This window comes from Microvirga sp. GCM10011540, assembly GCF_042650665.1.
Classification (GTDB): Bacteria; Pseudomonadota; Alphaproteobacteria; order Rhizobiales; family Beijerinckiaceae; genus Microvirga; species Microvirga lenta.
This window is the reverse complement of the sequence record NZ_JBHSBQ010000031.1, coordinates 94,228-112,036: the sequence shown is the minus strand read 5'-3', so window position 1 is coordinate 112,036 and position 17,809 is coordinate 94,228. Positions and strand designations below refer to the sequence as shown.

Genomic DNA, 17,809 nt, shown 5'->3' with positions numbered 1-17,809 from the left:
CGGATGTCATCCCCCGACATGGGGAGGCAACCGTGCAGGACAATCGCGTGCACAGGATCGTGAGGTCCCCGGCGGGGTGTCGCTCCCCCGCGACGGTCCGGCCATCGTCTATTGAAAGATGCCCCCGCGCCTCCATGATACACAGGACGGGTCGAGAGGAGTGCGTATGGCCGAACGGGTAATCAAGGACGATCAGCCACGCGTCTATTTCGACTGCAACAAATGCCCCGCTTTCTGCTGCTCGATCTACGAGCGCGTCGGCGTGACCAAGCGCGACATCAACAGACTCGCCAAGCATTTCGGCGTCACGCCGGCCGAGGCCGAGCGGCGCTATACCGCGGACTACGACGGCGAGCGCGTGCTGAAGCGGGTGAGGGACGTCATCTTCGAGCGCACCTGTACCTTCCTCGACCAGAAGACCCGTGGCTGCACGATCTACCACGCGCGCCCCGAGGTCTGCCGCTCCTATCCCAACCGGTCGCGCTGCGCCTATTACGACCTGCTGCGCTTCGAGCGCATCCAGCAGGGCGACGAGAGCGTCGTGCCCCAGATCAAGATCACCTTCCACAACGTGGAGGAGGAAGTCGTGGACAACGCCGAGGGGCCCGAGCGGATCTACGAGTGGGACGAGAAGGAGGAGTGACGCGTCACGCTGCTCTCCTCCCCACGGGCCTCGGGCCCCGTCGGAAGCACGCCCGGCTCTCCTCCCCCTTGTGGGGAGGGAAGAAGGTCGCGCCATCACAGCCACATCCACGACAGCCTCTCACCAACTCCCAACCTCATCCTGAGGAGCCGCGCCAGCGGCGTCTCGAAGGAGGGGCCAGTGCACTCCGGAGACGCCCTCGTCCTTCGAGACGGACCTGACGGTCCTCCTCCGGATGAGGCTTCAAAACGCCGCTCCCGGGACCGGAATGTCCGGTCCGCAGGCCAGACCTGCACGATCAGGTGAAGATCCGGCGGCCGTTCTGGTTTATAGCCAACTTGGAAACGCCTACGCTCGGCGAAGGCCGGGCTCATACGAAGAACGCCAAGATGGACACGAAGTCGCCTGTTCTGCCTGCCGCGCCCACTCGCTTGGCGGAGGGCGTGGCCGTTCCCGTCCTCGCGGCGATCAGCGTCTCCCACCTGCTCAACGACCTGATCCAGTCGCTCCTGCCGGCGATCTACCCGATCCTGAAGGAGACCTTTCGGCTCGACTTCGCGCAGATCGGCCTGCTGACCCTCACGTTCCAGCTCACGGCCTCCTTGCTGCAGCCCCTGGTCGGCATGGCGACCGACAAGAGGCCCCAGCCCTTCTCCCTCGTGGTCGGCATGGGCTTCACGCTCGTCGGGCTGCTCATCCTTTCCCGCGCCGGTTCCTTCCCGGTGCTCCTGCTGGCGGCGGCGCTGATCGGCATGGGGTCGTCGGTCTTCCACCCGGAATCCTCCCGGGTCGCCCGCATGGCCTCGGGCGGCCGGCACGGCCTGGCGCAATCCGTGTTCCAGGTGGGCGGCAATGCGGGCACGGCCATCGGGCCGCTGCTCGCCGCCTTCATCGTCGTGCCCATGGGCCAGTCGAGCATCGCCTGGTTCTCCGCGGTCGCACTGCTGGCGATGATCATCCTGTTCAATGTGGAGCGCTGGTATCAGGCCCGGCTCGTGGACATGAGAGCCAAGCCGCGGGCCGTGGAGGTCAGGTCGCCCCACACGAGGGCGCGGGTCGCGGTCTCGATCACGATCCTCATGCTGCTCGTGTTCTCGAAGAACTTCTACACCGCCAGCATCACGAGCTACTTCACCTTCTACCTGATCTCGAAATTCCAGGTCTCGGTGCAGGATGCGCAGCTCCACCTCTTCATCTTCCTCGGGGCGATCGCGGCCGGCACCATGCTCGGCGGCCCCATCGGCGACAGGATCGGCCGCAAATACGTGATCTGGATCTCGATCCTCGGCGTCCTGCCCTTCACCCTCGCGCTGCCCTACGCCAACCTGTTCTGGACCGGAATCCTGAGCGTGCTGATCGGCGTGATCCTGGCCTCCGCCTTCTCGGCGATCCTGGTCTATGCGACCGAGCTGGTGCCGGGGCGCGTCGGCATGGTGGCGGGCCTGTTCTTCGGGCTGTCCTTCGGCATGGGGGGCCTGGGCGCGGCGGTGCTGGGCCAGCTGGCGGACTGGACGAGCATCGAGACGGTCTATTACGTCTGCTCGTTCCTGCCGGCGATCGGTCTGCTGACCTACTTCCTGCCCAACGAGAGGCCGAAGGCGCTCACGGCGTGAGGCGTCGGGAAGCCGGCGCCTACTGCCAGGAATAGTTGAAGCTGACGCTGATGCGTTCGCTCTCCGCCTCGTTCACCGGCACCTCGTGGCGCAGCCAGCTCTCCCAGAGGAGGACGGTGCCGGGGCTCGGCTTCATGTAGGCGAATTGCCGGTTCTCCTGCTTCGCCTTGGCCTTGCGGGGCGGCGCCGCCATCATGAAGCCCAGGCGCGGGTCCTCGAGCTTGAGCGCGCTCGCCCCCTCGGGAATCGTCACGTAATAGGTGCCGCTCACCACCGAATGCGGGTGGATGTGCGAGGTGTGGACCCCGCCGGGCGTCAGGATGTTGATCCACAGGCTGTCGAGCACGAGCTTGCGGCCCTTCAGGTCGAATTCGAGTTCCTTGGCGAAGGCGGACACATGGGTGTCCAGCGCCTTGAGGAGCTGCCCGAAGACCGGGATGCGCCAGGGCAGGTCGTTCAGCGAGGCATAGGACGTGTAGCCGGGATAGCCGTTCTTCGCGCACCAGCGCTGCCCGGCCTCGTCGTCCTCGGCGATCGACAGGCAGGCGGCTTCGAGCTCCTCGTTGAGGCGCTCGGATTTCGGGCCGGTGAGTTCGGCGCGGTAGACCTTGGTGACGAAAAGCGTATCGATGGTTGCCATAGTTTGGCTCTAGTCGGCAGGACAGCTTCTGTCAAAGCTATCGGGCGCGCAAAAAGCCGGCCAGCTTTTATCATCGGCGAACTCTCCATTGGCTTGCAGGAATCATGGACGCCACCCACCTTGGCCGTATGACGCCACCATCCGACCCGCCGCCCTTGTCCCAGGACCTGCTCGCCCTGGCCCGGACCCTCGATTCCGACACGCTTTCCCGCGTCATCGCCCTTCGGGACTGGCTGGTGACGGCGGCGGTGCGCATGGAGGACCCGAACCTGGTGCTCACCGGCTTCGTCGAGCGCCTGATCGCCCTCGGCCTTCCCATCCACCGCGCGGCCTCCGCCATCGAGACGCTCCATTCCGAATATGCGGGCATCGGCCGGTTCTGGACGCCGGAGGAGGGGACCGTGATGCGCTATCTCCCGCACGGGGAGCGCCGCGACCAGGTCTACCGCAGTAGCCCCTTTGCCCATGTGAACCGCACGGGAGAATGGCTCCTCCTTGATCTCCGGGAGGCGCCGGACGATCTCTTCCCCATCATCCCGGAACTGAAGGCGGCGGGCCTGCGCCACTACGTGACGGTTCCGATCCGCTTCATCAATGGGGCCGAGAACGCCCTGTCCCTGGCCACGCGGGCGCCGGAGGGTTTCGGCGAACGGGGGCTGACGATCCTGCGTCTCGTCATGCCGTCCTTCGCCCTCGTCACCGAGCTGCGCGCCACGAGCAACCGTCTCGACGAGGTCCTGCGCATCTATGTGGGCGACGATCCGCACCGGGCCATTCTCTCCGGCGCGATCCTGCGCGGACAGGTCACGCGGATCCGCTCGGCGATTCTGTTCGCCGACATGCGCGAGTACACGCGCATCTCCTCCAACCTGAGCCCGGAGAGCGCCGTCGAGCTTCTGAACGACTATTTCGACTGCCTCGTGCCGCCCATCGAGGACGAGGGCGGGGAGGTGCTGAAATATCTCGGCGACGGCTTGCTCGCCATCGTCCGCGACAAGGGCGACGATACGGGCGGCGCCGCGCAGGCGGCCCTGTCGGCCGCCACCAAGGCGCTCCGGCGCGTCCACACGGCCAACAACGAGGGCCGCTTCCCGGTGCCCATCGGCATCGGCATCGCCCTGCACCACGGCGACGCGGCCTACGGCAATGTGGGTTCGGGGCGGCGGCTGGATTTCACCGTGATCGGGCGCGACGTGAATCTCGCGAGCCGCATCGCGGAGCTGAACAAGCAGCTCGGCGAACCCCTGCTCATGTCCAAGTCCTTCGTCGAGCACCTCTGGGGCAACCCGTCGCCCCTGGGCGCACACGCGGTGGACGGGTTCGAGGAGAAGATCGAGGTGTTCAAGCCCTGAGGCGGGTGCCGGCGCCCCGCCTGCTCAGAGCAGGCCCCCATTCGAGACGGCACGCCACAGGATCTCGCCCCCGAGAACGCCGAGCCCGATGAAGAACCAGCGCCGGAACGCCGCCGGGCTGACCCGGTGGCGCAGCCATGCGCCGGCCGCCATTCCCAGGAGGGCCGGCGCGATGGCGCCCAGCGAGGCGCCCATGGCGGAGGCGGGCAGGGCTCCGTTCCAGCCGAGGCCCAGGCCCAGCGCGACCGTCGACACGGTGAAGGACAGGCCCAGCGCCTGCACCAGCACGTCGCGCTGGAGCCCCAGCCCGGCGAGATAGGGGACGGCCGGTATCACGAACACGCCCGTCGCGCCGGTCATGAGGCCGGTCGTCGCGCCGACCACCGGACCTGCCCATCTCTCGGATGCCTGCGGCACCTGAAGCGAAACCTTCGTGATCCCGAAGAGCGCGTAGACGATGAGCGCGGCACCGAGGCCCGCCCGGATGAGCGCGGAATCGCCGCCGGCGACGATGCCGGACGCCGCGACGGTGCCGATGAAGATCGCAGCCATCATGCCCCGGAGCCGCCGCAGGAGCTCGCCGAAGCGGGGGCCCTGGAAGAGCTGCCAGAGATTCGTCGCCAGCGAAGGCAGGATCAGGAGCGCGGCGGCTTCCGCCGGCTTCATGAGGAGCCCGAGCAGGCCCATGGTGACGGTGGGAAGGCCGAGGCCGATGACCCCTTTGACGAGCCCCGCGAGGAGGAAGACGGCTGCCACGGGCAGCAACTGGGCGACGGGATCCGACATGGCCGCCAGTCTGAGCCGAAACCGGAGCCGGTCACAATGCGGAATTGCCGGAGCCAGCCTTCAGCAGCCGCGAAGGGAGGGCTCCGGCATGCCGCTCATTTCTCCAGCACCGTGACGTCCACGAGGGGCACGGCGTCGTACTTCGCCGCGAGGACCTGCTTCACCGCGGCGGACAGTTCCTGGCGCACCCTCGCGGCATCGCCGTTGTCGGTCTGCACGTAGAGCGTGACCAGCATCGTGTTCTGGCCCGGGATGTCGGCCCGGGTGAACTGCGCGCTGGCCTGCACCAGCTGGGCCAGGCCGCTCTCCTGCACCACCTGGCGCACGTCGGCCGTGGCGCGCTGGGCCTGGGAGGAGCGGAGCAGGTTCGGCTCCTCGGAAAACTGCCACGTTACCAGGGCGACGGTTGCCACCAGGGCGCCGGCCCAGGCCAGAATTCCGAACCAGCTCCTGCCGCGCTTGTAGCGGACGCCTTGAGGCGAGATGCCGTAGAGACGAAAGACGATGGCGCCGGAAACGTTGATGCCGACGATCTGCAGGAGGAGCACGAACGCGGCGGATCCGACGATGTCCCATTCGCCGATGGCCGCGCCCATGCCGACGAGCCCTGCCGGAGGCGCGAGCGAGGCCGCCACGAGCATTCCCGTCGCCGCGCCGCTGACGAGGCTGCTGCGCTCCGACTGGCACAGGTTGAGGGCGCCAGCGGCACCGGCTGAGAGCGGAAGCAGCACCGCCACGGACGACAGGAAGCTTCGCTCGATCATCAGTCCGGTGGCGATCTGCTGCTGCATGATCATGCTCAGGATGAAGGTGATCGCGATGGTGGTGACGAGCGCGGCGAAGTAGCGGCCGAGGGACCGGCCGAAGAGCTTGACGTCGCCGCGCGCCGTCGCGAGAGCCGCGTTCATGGCGGGACCCGCGAAGGGCGCGATGAGCATCGCGGCGGTCAGCAGATAGATGGTCTCCGTGAACAGGCCGATCCAGACCACGATGCCCGCGGCTGCGGCGTAGCTGAGAAACCCCTTCCACGAGCCGACGCTCTGGAGGCCGCTCAGCACCACCTCGATCGGGCTGCGGGGCTCGATGTCGGTGGCCTGGTCGGGCGCTTCGCTCGCGGGCGGCTTGAGCGTGATGACTCCCTGGGGAGCAAGGGTGATGTACAGGTCCGGGATGCCCTCGAGTTCCCCGAGCAGGCCTTCCACCTTGGCGTTGGAGGTGTGGACGATCACCAGATCGACGGGCCGTCCCTCCGCCTCGGCCGCCATCGCCGCCACGTTGGTTCCGCCGTGCCTGCCGGCGATGGAGAGCACGCGCGATCCGCAGCCGCGCGGAACCGTGACGATCATCTGGCGCATCGTTTCCGTCTTCCATCCGTCTGTTGTCGGCCTGACCCATGAAGGGCCGGGCCTCGGGTCATGGTCCGGAGCCGATGCGCGGCGCTCCGGGAACGGCAAGGTCTCGAGACTCCCTGCCACCCGAAGAGCACCGCGGCACCCGCGGGTGACCTCTGACACCCTGCTCCACCTCTGGAGAAACGACCGGTGCCGGGCTTCGTTCACGCCGGATCGAGGATAGGGGCCGGCTGGCCCTGCTCGCCGCAACCTATGCTGTGGTCGTATTCACAATCGCGGTTCGGGGTCTTAGCCTGCGCGCCGTGGTGGAGCGGGCGGCGCGAAGCCCGCGAGGGAGAACGGAATGTCACAGCTGATCCTGGAGCCTCTGAATTCGTACCGCTCCTACCCGCCGGAGGAAATGATCGCCCGGGCGCAGGCCTTCTACGAGGACATCAGGCGGCGCAGGACGGTGCGGGACTTCTCCGACCGGCCGGTGCCCCGGGAGGTGATCGAATACGCTCTCCTGGCCGCCGGCACCGCGCCATCGGGCGCCAATCTCCAGCCCTGGCACTTCACCGTCATCACCGATCAGGACACCAAGCGGCGCATCCGGGAGGGGGCGGAGATCGAGGAGCGCGACTTCTACAACGGCCGTGCCCCGCAGGAGTGGCTCGACGCCCTGGCGCCGCTTGGCACGGACGAGCACAAGGGGTTCCTGGAGACGGCTCCCGTGCTGATCGCCATCTTCGGCCAGCGGTCGAGCGAGGGGCCTGACGGACGCAGGATCAAGAACTACTACGTGCCGGAATCGGTGGGGATCGCGACCGGCTTCCTGATCGCCTCCCTGCATGCAGCGGGCCTGGTCACGCTCACCCACACTCCCAGCCCGATGGGCTTCCTCAACGAGGTCTGTCACCGTCCCGAGACGGAAAAGCCCTATATCCTCCTGGTCGTCGGCTACCCGGCGGAGGACTGCACGGTGCCGCGGCACGGCGGGATCAAGAAGCCTCTCGAGAGGATCGCCTCCTGGCTGTGACGGGGCTGACGAGCCTCTGGCGTGTCCTACTCTTCCGGCTCGGGAAGAGGCTGTGCGAGACCGCCCGTGTTGCCGACGCCCGTGTGCAGCTGATCGATCTTGATGCCGCCTGGGAGGACCGGAGAGCCATGCTCCGGGGCGGAGGAGTTCTGCGGCGGAGCGGTGCGGGATCGCTCCGCCGGGCCCAGCAGCTCGCGCACCATCTCGATCAGGGCCGACGGTGGATAGGGCTTGGGGAGAAACCGCATTCCCTTCGGCAGATCTCCTAAGTCCGGTCTCCTGTACCCTGACGTGACGATCACCCGGATGCCGGGCCGCCTCATATCGACAATGCGTGCCAGGGCGAAGCCGTTCAGCGGACCGGGCATATCCACGTCCGTGCAGACCAGGCGAACGTCGTGCCTGGCTTCGAGGATGGAGAGCGCCTCGTCCGCGTTCACGGCCTCGATGATCCTGTATCCGCCCTCTTCGGCGAGGATCTCAGAAGCGACCATCCGCACCAATGCTTCATCCTCGACGAGGAGGATGATGGTGGGTCTGTTCTCGGACGTCATGGGCAGCCCTCTCGCGCGCGATGCACTCAGTCGGGAGTGCTGGGGCGCTCATGGCTGGGTGGTATGAAACCAAAGCCTGCCGGACGGGGCCGACGGCGAGGGACTCTATACCCCCGATTCCACAGGCTCGATAGTGTGGCGACATCGCACGCGGCAAAAGAAGTGCGGGCTCGATCCGGCAGGCGAGGGCGGCCGGATCACCCTTGGACGTCCGTTTCGGGCCGATCCTGTCCGCGGGAAACCTCGTCATGCCAGCGGCCGTCTTCGTCCTGGTATGCGATGGTCTCGGTTTCACCGGGGACCTGCTGTTCGGCAGCGGCGCGCTCAGCGGCCCGCCTTGCGTCATCGTGCGTCCGGAACGTTTCCGAGTAGACGTCCCCGACCTTGTAGGCCCAGCCGCCGTCGTGCTCGACGATCTCATAGTGAACAAGCGCCATGGCTGCTCTCCGAACATCTTCCTGGACTGAACAGCCTGTCGGGCGGGCAGTTCCCAAAATCGCCGCCGCAGCTTGTGTTGCGCCGGGCGGCCGCTCACGAACGGCCAAGGCCGGTCATCAGGCGGGCAATCTCGTCCAGAAGACGCTGGCGCTCACTCTCGCCGATCTTTCCGGACATGCTGGCCTCGACGCAGGCCTGAAGGTGATCGCGCAGCATGTCCACCTGCACACGCCGAAGCGCGGCGATGACCGCGTTGATCTGATCCGCCACGTCGCCGCAGTAGCGCTCGTCCCGGATCATCTGCTGAAGGCCCCGCACCTGGCCTTCGACGCGGCGCAGGCGCGGAAGCTGACGTGCATGATCGACGGCGACGCCGCCGTGCTCTTCCTCCGAACCAGCCATGGCGTTCCAACCACCTCCTCCGCATCAACGCGTGAGCCGCCGATTGGTCCGGAACTATACCCCCTGCTGGTATGTTGGTCCGGCAACGGCAAGACCGCGGCGCGACGCGACGCGCCTGGAGGCGGTGATGACGCCGGTGGGGACGCCTTCTCGATTTTCGACCCGCCGCACCACTGTTCTCCTTCCTGACGTGGAGGCGACCGGAAAGATGGCGGACGAGAAGAAGACGGGCGCGGCCCGGCACAGGAAGGGCACTGGCCTCGGCATTGCTGCCGGTGCCCTGGGCGTCCTTGCGTTGCTCGGGGTCGCCGGCCTGGTGGTCGTCTATACGGGCGCCTACAACGTGGCCGCGACGGAGGAGCATGCCTCGTTCACGCGCTGGGCCTTCGACACCACGTTCCACAATTCCGTCGAGCGCCGGGCGGACGACGTCGTCGCGCCCGCCAACTTCACGCCGGACATGATCGCGGCGGGAGCGACAGCCTACAAGTCGATGTGCCAGCACTGCCATGCCGGACCGGGCGTCGAGCGCTCCGAATGGGCGAGCGGGATGCGTCCGAGACCGCCGCACCTGACCGAGGCGGCGGCCGAGTGGGAGCCGCAGGAGGTGTTCTGGATCGTCAGGCACGGGGTCAAGATGTCGGGAATGCCGGCTTTCGGCCCGACCCATGACGATCGGGCGATCTGGAACATCGCCGCCTTCGTCAAGCAACTGCCGGCCATGACGCCCGAGCGCTACGCGCAGCTCGGCAGCGCGCAGCATGGCGGCGGGCATGGCGGCGGAGCGCAAACGACCGGAGCGACTGGCGGTGCGGCGCAGGGCGGCGGGATGCAGAGCCCGGCGCCCGGTGGTGCGCACGGCGCGCATCCGCACTGACTTGGAGCAGGCTTCTCATGGGTATGTCCTACTGGCGCTTCGCTACGATGATCGCGACCTCGACCGTCGTGATGTACGGGTTGATGTACCTGAACACCTACGCCGCCGAGCACGTGTTCTGGAGCGAGACGCGCGCCTGGATGGCACTCGTCATGGGGGCGACCATGTCCGTGATCATGCTCGCCTTCATGATCGACATGTACAAGAAGATGGCGCTCAACCTCGCCATCTTCGGAGGCTCCATCGTGGTGTTCGCCTTGAGCCTCTGGCTCGTCCGCAGTCAGGCCACGGTGGACGACGTCGAGTACATGAAGGCGATGATCCCGCACCATTCCATCGCCATCATGACGAGCACGCGCGCGCAGATCTCCGATCCGCGCGTCCGCAAGCTCGCGGACGAGATCATCGAGGCGCAGGAGCGGGAGATCGCCGAGATGAGATACCTGGTCGACGATCTGGAGGCGCGGGATTGATGCGGGCGCTTTCCTCACAAGCCCGTCAGGCGCGGCTGGCCCTGGCCGCCGCAATCGGCCTGCTCGCGGGATGCGGCGAAAGCGCCGCGCCGGACGATGTGGTCGATCCTGTCAGGGCGCCCGGGATCGCCCGGATCGTGCCGGCTGGCGAAGCCCTGTCCGGGGCGCACATTCCGACCATTGATCCCGCCACGATGGTCGATGCGGAAATCCAGAAGGCGCTGGGCGCCGGTCCCCGTTGCGATTTCCGATATACGGGCGGAGGGAAACCTGTCCTGGCGATGAACATGCAGCCGGATGGGACGGCCTCGGGCGGGGTCGTGAAGCTGAACGGAAACCTGGTTCCCCTCAGCCCGGCACCGGCCGACGCCACCGGGCCCGAGGGTCGCCTTCTGCTGACGGCCGACCCGGTCCGGGTGGTCGTGGCGCCCGCGGCCGACAACGAGGCCGAGGATCGCGAGGGCATGAGGCGCCGGGAGGCGACCATGATGTTCGAGATCGGGCAGAACCTCAGGGTCGGGTATCGCGGCTACATGGATTGCGGGGCCGCGCCGCCGGTGAGATCGTCCCGCCAATAGGTCGGGATGCCGCATCGGCCCTTTCGCTACGCCCGGATCGGCGAAGGGCTTTCTTCGCGGCCCGAGCCGTGAAACAGGTAATCCGCAGTGAACTCGCCCGCCTCCTGAAGGCGGGCCCGGTCCAGAACCCTGATCTCGGCACCCCGCGTGACGATCAGCCCCTCGCCGCGCAGCCCATCGGCAGGCCGCCGAGGTCGCACAGGTCGCCCGCGATCTGGAAGCCGATGATCTGGCGCTTGCCCTCGCGCAGGAGCTCGTAGCGGCCCTCCCTCGCGCCGCCCCGGCGCGAGGGTGCTGATCCTGCCCTTCGCCGGAGGCGGGACCGAGGGCTGATTCCACCAGCAGAGTGATGGTACGCCTGCGCGCCGAGACGCTTCGTCCGTGCTCCTGCCGGGCGGCAACTTCCCCGCACCGCCTGCGTTGACGAGAACTCTTCAGGTCCGGTCGGACCTTGAGCGTTTCGAGAGCTCGACCCGAACAGTAACAGGTGCCATGAGCCGCCCCAGGTCTTCACATGCGACGAAGCCCATCCTGAATGCAGGACGGAACTGCTGGCGCATCGAGACCGCCCGCCGAGCCGCCTGTCTGGTCGACGGCGAGGAGTACTTTGCCATGGTCAAGCAGGTCCTGCTGGAAGCACGGCATTCCGTTCTGCTCCTCGCCTGGGACTTTGCCGAGCGCGCTCGCCTGGAGCCTGGCAATCCTGATGCGAGCCGGCCGGACCGGATCGGCGATCTGCTCCGGACGCTTGTCGAAAGCAGGAAGGATTTGCAGGTTCGGATCCTGGTCTGGGACAAGGCGATGTGGCTGGCTCTTCAGCGCCGGCGCGTGCCCGGCGCACAGGCCCGCCACCTCGATGGCGAGCGCCTGCGGTATGTTCTGGACGACCGGCACCCGGCCTTGGCCTGCCATCACCAGAAGGTGCTGGTCGTCGACGATGCCGTTGCCTTCTGCGGCGGGTTCGACCTTGCCGCCAACCGCTGGGACACACGCGCGCACCCGAGAGCCGATCAGCGGCGCCACAAGCCCTCCGGCCAATCGTACAAGCCGCATCACGACGTGATGTTGGCCGTCGACGGCCCAGCCGCCAGAGCGCTCGGGGACTTGGCGCGAGAACGGCTCTGTCGTGCGACGGGCGAGCGTCTCGAGCCGGTTCCGCCTGGACATGATCCCTGGCCCGACAGCCTCGAACCCGACTTCCGGGACGTTCCTGTCGGGATCGCGCGAACTGTGCCGGCATGGCACGGACGTACCGAAACCCGGGAAGTGGAGCGGCTCTATCTCGATGCCATCGAGGCAGCGCGTCGGACGATCTACATGGAAAACCAGTACCTCGCCTCGAGGCGCATCGGCGACGCTCTGGCGAAGCGGCTGGCCCAGCCGGATGGGCCCGAGATCGTCGTGGTCAATCCAAGGAACGCGCCAAGCGCGATCGAGAAGATGGCGATGGATCACGTCCGGACGGTGATCGTGCAGCGCCTGCGGGAGGCCGACCGCTTCGATCGCTTCCGCTGTTATGCGGCTCTGACGGAGGATGCCGAGATCGTCATCCATTCCAAGGTCATGGTCGTGGACGATCGTTTGCTGCGGGTCGGCTCGGCGAACCTGAACGAAAGGTCGATGGGCACCGACATCGAATGCGACCTCGCGATCGAGGCGGTGTCCGGACGGGAAGACGAAGCGAGGATCCGCGGGACGATAGCGCAAATACGGGACGGGCTCATCGCCGAGCATGTTGGCACCTCCGCTCGCGATTTCGCGAATGCCGCCGATGAAGCCTCCTCCCTCATCGGCGCCATCGAACGGTCGAACGGTCGCAGTTCCCGGAGGCTTGCGGAGTTTCCGGATGCACGGCCTGCTCATGCCTCCACCTTCGCGCACGACCGCCTCACCGATCCGGGACGGCCGCCCATCGGCAGCACGGGACTGCAGCATGGCTTCGGCAGGAAGTCGCCCGGCGCCAAGCTTGCCCTGTATGGGCTGATCTCGCTTGCGGGCTGCGCCACCTTATGGAGGATGCGCGGCCTCTTCGTGAACGGAGCGGGGAACGGCCGCTGATGCGGGATGTGCCGAACGGGAGGGCAGGCGCTGCAAGACGTGCTGAACGCCGGCGCCTCCCGCATTCGGGCGAGCTTGGCCGTCAATCCATTAACAGGTATCATCCGCGTCGATTCCAACCATGCGAGGACGGTGAATGACGCGTAAGGATTCGATGGCGACGTATTGGCGGATCGGGCTCACCGTAGCGGCCTTCGCCCTCATAGCCGGCATTATCGCCGCACCCATCTTTCCGAAGCTTGGATCACCGGACGTCGTCGCCTCCACGCCGCACCAGGGACCGGCCCCGCGCCTGCCGGTCTCGCCAGCGAGCCTCCAGACCGACTAGCGATGCGGTTCGCTTGAGCCGTCTTCGGCCCCGCGCATTCCGGCGACATGGGAGGCATGGCCCTTTCCGTCCGGCATACCAGGCGGCAACCGGGCGAGGGAGGTCCGGGCTCGGCCGTGGATGAGGTCTTTGGCACCAATGGGAGCGAGGCCGGGACCGTCCGACCTTGCCTCGAACGCAGGATGCGATATGAAGGGCTCGGACCTCCTCCGGGCCATTCCCTTCCGATGGGATGAACCGGTTGCGGGGCCCGTTCAGGGTCCGAACGACCGTGAACGGCGCATGACGAGGGGTGACGAACGGGACCCCTTCGATTATGCGATAGCCTTACATCCCTTCGGGGCCTGTAGCTCAATGGTTAGAGCCGGCCGCTCATAACGGTCTGGTTGCAGGTTCGAGTCCTGCCGGGCCCACCAATGCAAACCCTTGCATAGCAAGGGTTTCTGAAGCCCTCCGGCATCACCCGCCGGAGGGCTTTTTGCGTACAGGGACCGAAATGGGGACCGATACACGTGAAAAGGTCCCGGAAAGCGGTGCTCGCCAGGAGGACGGCGACCGGGGGACCGTCTATTCAGTAGGCGGTCCGGCATGTCGCGAATCCCAGGCTGCATCGCGGGGCGTGACCGGAAACAGGCCACGTCAAAGAAAAGGGCCGGCACCCGAAGGCCCGGCCCGTGACGTCGCTTTGGCGGTGTGCAGTCGAACGCAGTGACCCATTCCGCAGCGCGTGGACACCATTCTATGCAGCGCGCCGGATTCGGCTAGTCGCCTGGCGATCTCCGTAGCGCCTCACCATGCGGTCACACCCCGCCTCATCGGCGACGGGGAACACCGCGACCATGCCGTTCCCGTTCGGGTTGTCGCGAACGATTTCCAGCTCGACCGCCATGCGGCCGCCGACCATGACGGGCCATAGGGCGATGACCCTGCTGGCGTTCCCGATCAGCCACCGCTTGGCCTGCTTGCGGTTCGGCTTCGAGGCGATGAACTCCTCGGTGCGCCTCATGGTGTCGAGCAGAGCGGTCAGGTCCTTGGCGAGCTCCGCCTTCGGCACGATGTCGTTGAGCACTACGGCCACGTGTCTCTCCTTGTTCGGTTGCTGCAGACACCATGCCGGAATCCTGCTGCGCGTCCAGCATCCCGAACACGCTTGGTTAGCTCCGGCTTACCTGCGAGGACTCCGCTGGCCGGTTGACGGCGTTCTCATTCCGTTCGCATTCTGCGGCATGGAAGAATCGGACCGGCTATCCAGCTATCCCTTCGTTGTCGTGCGCGTGGGCTGCGCGCTGTGCGGGCGCAGCGGCCAGTACCGGCTCGCCCGCCTGGCGGCGAAGTTCGGCCCGGAGATCGCGATGCCGGACTTGCTGGAGCGCCTGGCGCTGGATTGCCCGTGGCGGCGTGAGCCTGGCCGCCGCCCGCCCGGCAAGTACGACGCCAGATGCGGCGCCCGCTTCATCGACCTGGACGGTCCGCCGAGGCCTCCGGACGTTCCCCCGCCCATGCGCAGGCTGACGGTGATCCCGGGCGGCAAGGGATAGCCGGGCAGCACAGCCCACCACCAGGTCACCGCAGGCCCGCCGTCAACCGTCTCCCGGGCGGACGGGAGACGCACGCCGACCTCTCTCTTTGGCGGGTCATCGCCTACCGGTCCCTGTCCTCCGCAACAGCAAGCTGTCCTCCACTTCGTTCCGGCCTCCGGTGCGGATCGGTCCCGTGCGGCGCCCAGACCGCCACGACGTCGCGCGGTGCGACCCCAACCGAAGGAGACGACAATGACGACGACGAACCTGGGTTCTTTCCGCAAGGTGGGCACCGGCTGGACCGGCCACATCCAGACCCTGGCCTTCAAGGCTCCCCTCGACATCATCCCCGCCACGGATACCGGGTCCGACAAGGCCCCCGACTTCCGCGTCCTGCACGACATGCGCGAGGTCGGCGCCGGCTGGAGCCGCACCAGCAAGAAGGGCGGCGAGTACGTCAGCCTCAAGCTCACGGATCCCGCTCTCGGCGGCCTCCCGATCTACCCCGTCCTCGTCGAGGGCCGGGACGGATTCTCCCTCCTCCTCAACGGCCGCGAGCAGGCCTGAGCAACCGGGCCCGCCTCCAGCGGGCCCCGCCACTTCACCCGGAGGACAGCATCATGACCGGCACATTCGACATCCACGCCACCGTCACCCAGCACATCCTGGACGCCCTCGAAACCGCAGACGTCAGCAACTGGCAGTGCCCCTGGCACCGCACCCGCGGTGGACTCCCCCGCAACGCCCTGACCGGCAAGAGCTACCGCGGCATCAACACGGTGTCCCTGTGGGTAGCCAACCAGGTCCACGGCTACGGCGACCCGCGGTGGGCCACGTACCGCCAGTGGCAGGAGCTCGGGGCCCAGGTCCGCAAGGGCGAGAAGAGCTCCCTCGTGGTCTTCTACAAGGACTTCCAAGTCGACCCCTCCGAGGAGGGCGACGACGGCCGCCGGATGGTGGCCCGGGCGTCCTACGCCTTCAACGCGGCCCAGGTCGACGGCGCCGAGCCCCTCGACACCATCCCAGCCGGCGGGTTCGACCCGATCCAGCACGCGGAGGACTTCTCGATCAGCAGCGGGATCCGCATCGAGCACGGCGGTGAGGCAGCCTGCTACATCCCGGCCCAGGACCTGGTGCGGATGCCATCACGCGACCGATTCGTCGGCGCCGACGGCTACTACGGCACCCTGTTCCACGAGTTGGTCCACGCGACCGGCCACGAGAGCCGGCTCAACCGGGACCTGACGGGCCGGTTCAAGACCCGCCAGTACGCCGCTGAGGAGCTCGTCGCCGAGTTGGGCGCCGCGTTCCTGATGGCGGAGCTCGGCCTGGAGGCCTCGGAGCCCCACCCGCAGCACGCCATCTACATCAAGAGCTGGATCAGCCTCCTGCAGGACGATTCGCGCGCCGTCTTCACCGCGGCTTCCCTGGCGTCAAAGGCCGTCGACTACCTCAAGGGGGCCGGGGCGCCGTGAGCGCCCCGCAACCCTTTGTCAAAGCAGGCGATTTTAGAGCGTGCGCCTTTCGTCAGGCGCACGTCGGCCCGACGTCGGCCTGACCGAGGGGGAAGGCAACAAAAACGGCGAAAGACGCCCGCGGCCATTGTGGCTTGCAGCGGCGGGGATTCCTCTCATGGCGGTAATACAGGAGGCCCTTTTGCTCCACGCCCTCATCAGATTCTTCGGGTTCGACCGACCCGCGCGACCGGACCTGTTCACGGGCGCGCTTGCCCAGAAGTACCCGCCGCCGCCCCGCGCGGGCACGGCCGGTCGGCCTCTGCGGCAGATGCCCCCGACGCCGACGTTCGCGTTGAGCTGCACGTGGATCGCCAAGGCCCTGGACGGCAACAGCCTGCGCCCGTCCTCCGACAAGATCCGCGCCGCGAAGATCAAGTTGGGCGGGATCGTCTACCAGTACCTCAGAGCGATCTACTTCGCAGGCGGGCGGATCCCGATGATGGGCAACACCGGCCTCGCCAACAAGCGCATGTGCGCGGCCTTCGAGCGCGACCTGCGCGAGCGTGCCGTCACCGACATCAACACCTGGGAGCGCGGCCGCGAGGAGCTCACCAAGATCCAGGTCCGGGCCCACCGGCTTGCCCGCAGGGCGCCGCCCGACCTGATCATCCCGTCCGAGGTCCGCATCGCCCTTGCGGCGCTGGCGGAGGAGCGCGCCAAGCGTGCCGCCGAGCGTGGCCGCCGCGGCCAGGCAGGGGCTCCGGCCAGACCCGCAGGGACGCCCGGGCAGGTTCCCGGCCAGGGCACCACGGGCGTCATGGAGGCCATCGCGGAATAGGCCGCAGCGCGCATGCCGGCCCTGACCCCGACCACCACCGGCGACGATTGAGGAGGCCTGTATGACCGACTTGTATGACACCGCGGAAACGGAAACGGCAGAAAAGGGAGTTAAGCCAGCCATGGAGGTAATACAGCCGTCCCGGCTTCCTCACCTCCAGACGCCTCCGGCTGACTGGGCAGGGGCTCCGCCCCGTGCACCCCGGGTAGACCACCGCAAGCTCGGTGGCGTCATGACCATGCGCCTGTCGGGCGACCTGCGCTGCGGCCTGCAAGCGGCCGCCAAGGCCGAGGGCATCACCGAGTCCGCGCTGGTGCGCCGGCTCATCCTCGACAGGCTCGGCCTGGAGAGCGACGCCGACCGGGCCTCGGGCCGCCGCCCGCGCATTCCGGACCAGGACCTGCAGGTGCTGGCCGGCCTCGTCAGGGAAGTCGGCAGCCTCTACGGGCCGGCCCGGTCGCAGCCGCCGAAGATCGACAAGATCATCGGGGGCCTGGACCGCCTGCGGGCGGCGCTGGTGCCCATGGTGGCCCGGGCCGGGAGGGATGTGTGATGGCGCGCCACCTCACCCCCGATCAGGTCGCCGAGATGCGCCGACGCGTGGCGGCCGGCGACTTCCTCGAAGACGTGGCGCGCGACCTCGGCGTCACCGTGCCGTGCGTCAGCAAGCGGACCCGTGGCCTGTCGCCGCTGTCGCCGGTGGCCAAGCGGTCCCGGGCCCAGGCTGCCCGCAAGGGCGTCGCGCTCGCCGTCGACCAGGTCGCGGCCTACCTCGCCCTGAGGAAGGCGATGCCGGACCTGACGACGGAAGAAGCCGCCAACTCGATCCGGAGGGCGGCATGAGAGGCGGTCGCACCCCCAAGCAGTTCCTGCGCGACTTCT

23 protein-coding genes and 1 tRNA gene are annotated in these 17,809 nt (G+C 67.5%); 16 read left to right on the top strand and 8 right to left on the bottom strand.

Annotated elements, in window-relative coordinates:
• The first annotated feature begins 166 nt into the window (after positions 1-166).
• Both ACFOYU_RS11880 and ACFOYU_RS11875 read left to right on the top strand, forming a co-directional pair.
• Positions 167-643 carry a YkgJ family cysteine cluster protein gene (locus ACFOYU_RS11880; RefSeq protein WP_377033725.1) on the top strand — a complete coding sequence of 159 codons (477 nt, stop codon included), beginning with the start codon at positions 167-169 and terminating at the stop codon, positions 641-643.
• A 389-nt stretch (positions 644-1,032) separates the two neighbouring features.
• Positions 1,033-2,256: an MFS transporter gene (locus ACFOYU_RS11875; RefSeq protein ID WP_377033724.1), complete on the top strand. Its 1,224-nt coding sequence runs from the start codon at positions 1,033-1,035 to the stop codon at positions 2,254-2,256.
• 19 nt (positions 2,257-2,275) lie between these two features.
• On the opposite strand, the gene ACFOYU_RS11870 is transcribed toward ACFOYU_RS11875, so the two are convergent.
• Entirely contained in the window at positions 2,276-2,896 is a 621-nt protein-coding gene (locus ACFOYU_RS11870) for a TIGR02466 family protein (protein WP_377033723.1), read from the bottom strand.
• A gap of 104 nt (positions 2,897-3,000) precedes the next feature.
• On the opposite strand from ACFOYU_RS11870, the gene ACFOYU_RS11865 reads away from it, so the two are divergent.
• On the top strand, positions 3,001-4,248 hold the full coding sequence (locus tag ACFOYU_RS11865; protein WP_377033722.1) for an adenylate/guanylate cyclase domain-containing protein: 1,248 nt from the start codon (positions 3,001-3,003) through the stop codon (positions 4,246-4,248).
• Positions 4,249-4,272: 24 nt separating this feature from the next.
• Here ACFOYU_RS11865 and ACFOYU_RS11860 read toward each other — a convergent pair whose 3' ends face one another.
• Positions 4,273-5,034: a sulfite exporter TauE/SafE family protein gene (locus ACFOYU_RS11860; protein ID WP_377033721.1), complete on the bottom strand. Its 762-nt coding sequence runs from the start codon at positions 5,032-5,034 to the stop codon at positions 4,273-4,275.
• Positions 5,035-5,129: 95 nt separating this feature from the next.
• On the bottom strand, positions 5,130-6,389 hold the full coding sequence (locus ACFOYU_RS11855; protein ID WP_377033720.1) for a DUF389 domain-containing protein: 1,260 nt from the start codon (positions 6,387-6,389) through the stop codon (positions 5,130-5,132).
• 340 nt (positions 6,390-6,729) lie between these two features.
• Between ACFOYU_RS11855 and ACFOYU_RS11850 the strand changes: the two genes are divergently transcribed.
• On the top strand, positions 6,730-7,404 hold the full coding sequence (locus ACFOYU_RS11850) for a nitroreductase family protein (RefSeq protein WP_226736191.1): 675 nt from the start codon (positions 6,730-6,732) through the stop codon (positions 7,402-7,404).
• A gap of 26 nt (positions 7,405-7,430) precedes the next feature.
• On the opposite strand, the gene ACFOYU_RS11845 is transcribed toward ACFOYU_RS11850, so the two are convergent.
• From ACFOYU_RS11845 to ACFOYU_RS11835, 3 genes are all read right to left on the bottom strand, one after another.
• Complete coding sequence (locus tag ACFOYU_RS11845; RefSeq protein WP_377033719.1) at positions 7,431-7,958, bottom strand: response regulator; 528 nt, start codon at positions 7,956-7,958, stop codon at positions 7,431-7,433.
• Between the two features lie 197 nt (positions 7,959-8,155).
• Positions 8,156-8,395 (bottom strand): DUF2188 domain-containing protein, encoded by a 240-nt coding sequence (locus ACFOYU_RS11840; RefSeq protein ID WP_377033718.1) that lies wholly within the window; start codon positions 8,393-8,395, stop codon positions 8,156-8,158.
• A 94-nt stretch (positions 8,396-8,489) separates the two neighbouring features.
• Entirely contained in the window at positions 8,490-8,798 is a 309-nt protein-coding gene (locus ACFOYU_RS11835) for a metal-sensitive transcriptional regulator (RefSeq protein ID WP_377033717.1), read from the bottom strand.
• A gap of 127 nt (positions 8,799-8,925) precedes the next feature.
• Between ACFOYU_RS11835 and ACFOYU_RS11830 the strand changes: the two genes are divergently transcribed.
• From ACFOYU_RS11830 to ACFOYU_RS11820, 3 genes are read left to right on the top strand one after another with little or no spacing between them, the layout of a single operon-like run.
• Positions 8,926-9,675 (top strand): c-type cytochrome, encoded by a 750-nt coding sequence (locus tag ACFOYU_RS11830; protein WP_377033716.1) that lies wholly within the window; start codon positions 8,926-8,928, stop codon positions 9,673-9,675.
• A 17-nt stretch (positions 9,676-9,692) separates the two neighbouring features.
• On the top strand, positions 9,693-10,148 hold the full coding sequence (locus tag ACFOYU_RS11825) for a DUF305 domain-containing protein (protein ID WP_377033715.1): 456 nt from the start codon (positions 9,693-9,695) through the stop codon (positions 10,146-10,148).
• Positions 10,148-10,726, top strand: a complete 579-nt coding sequence (locus ACFOYU_RS11820) for a DUF6692 family protein (RefSeq protein ID WP_377033714.1) — start codon at positions 10,148-10,150, stop codon at positions 10,724-10,726. Before ACFOYU_RS11825 ends, ACFOYU_RS11820 begins: the two co-directional genes overlap by 1 nt.
• 154 nt (positions 10,727-10,880) lie before the next feature.
• On the opposite strand, the gene ACFOYU_RS11815 is transcribed toward ACFOYU_RS11820, so the two are convergent.
• The gene (locus ACFOYU_RS11815; RefSeq protein ID WP_377033713.1) at positions 10,881-11,138 is read right to left on the bottom strand and encodes a hypothetical protein; all 258 of its coding nucleotides are present in this window, start codon (positions 11,136-11,138) and stop codon (positions 10,881-10,883) included.
• A gap of 80 nt (positions 11,139-11,218) precedes the next feature.
• Here ACFOYU_RS11815 and ACFOYU_RS11810 point away from each other — a divergent pair, with 80 nt between their 5' ends.
• The 3 genes from ACFOYU_RS11810 (at position 11,219) to ACFOYU_RS11800 (ending at position 13,528) form a co-directional block, all read left to right on the top strand.
• A complete protein-coding gene (locus ACFOYU_RS11810; RefSeq protein WP_377033712.1) occupies positions 11,219-12,784 on the top strand; it encodes a phospholipase D-like domain-containing protein in 1,566 nt (521 codons plus the stop codon).
• A 154-nt stretch (positions 12,785-12,938) separates the two neighbouring features.
• Positions 12,939-13,112 (top strand): hypothetical protein, encoded by a 174-nt coding sequence (locus ACFOYU_RS11805; protein ID WP_377033711.1) that lies wholly within the window; start codon positions 12,939-12,941, stop codon positions 13,110-13,112.
• Between the two features lie 340 nt (positions 13,113-13,452).
• Positions 13,453-13,528, top strand: a tRNA-Ile gene (locus ACFOYU_RS11800).
• A gap of 323 nt (positions 13,529-13,851) precedes the next feature.
• Here ACFOYU_RS11800 and ACFOYU_RS11795 read toward each other — a convergent pair.
• The gene (locus ACFOYU_RS11795; protein ID WP_377033710.1) at positions 13,852-14,190 is read right to left on the bottom strand and encodes a hypothetical protein; all 339 of its coding nucleotides are present in this window, start codon (positions 14,188-14,190) and stop codon (positions 13,852-13,854) included.
• A gap of 148 nt (positions 14,191-14,338) precedes the next feature.
• Between ACFOYU_RS11795 and ACFOYU_RS11790 the strand changes: the two genes are divergently transcribed.
• The 6 genes from ACFOYU_RS11790 (at position 14,339) to ACFOYU_RS11765 (ending at position 17,770) form a co-directional block, all read left to right on the top strand.
• Entirely contained in the window at positions 14,339-14,650 is a 312-nt protein-coding gene (locus ACFOYU_RS11790; RefSeq protein WP_377033709.1) for a hypothetical protein, read from the top strand.
• 234 nt (positions 14,651-14,884) lie between these two features.
• Positions 14,885-15,199: a DUF736 domain-containing protein gene (locus ACFOYU_RS11785; protein WP_377033708.1), complete on the top strand. Its 315-nt coding sequence runs from the start codon at positions 14,885-14,887 to the stop codon at positions 15,197-15,199.
• 53 nt (positions 15,200-15,252) lie between these two features.
• Positions 15,253-16,107, top strand: a complete 855-nt coding sequence (locus ACFOYU_RS11780) for an ArdC family protein (protein ID WP_377033707.1) — start codon at positions 15,253-15,255, stop codon at positions 16,105-16,107.
• 157 nt (positions 16,108-16,264) lie between these two features.
• On the top strand, positions 16,265-16,927 hold the full coding sequence (locus tag ACFOYU_RS11775; protein WP_377033706.1) for a hypothetical protein: 663 nt from the start codon (positions 16,265-16,267) through the stop codon (positions 16,925-16,927).
• 61 nt (positions 16,928-16,988) lie between these two features.
• On the top strand, positions 16,989-17,480 hold the full coding sequence (locus ACFOYU_RS11770; protein WP_377033705.1) for a hypothetical protein: 492 nt from the start codon (positions 16,989-16,991) through the stop codon (positions 17,478-17,480).
• Positions 17,480-17,770, top strand: a complete 291-nt coding sequence (locus tag ACFOYU_RS11765) for a hypothetical protein (RefSeq protein ID WP_377033704.1) — start codon at positions 17,480-17,482, stop codon at positions 17,768-17,770. Before ACFOYU_RS11770 ends, ACFOYU_RS11765 begins: the two co-directional genes overlap by 1 nt.
• Positions 17,771-17,809 lie beyond the last annotated feature (39 nt).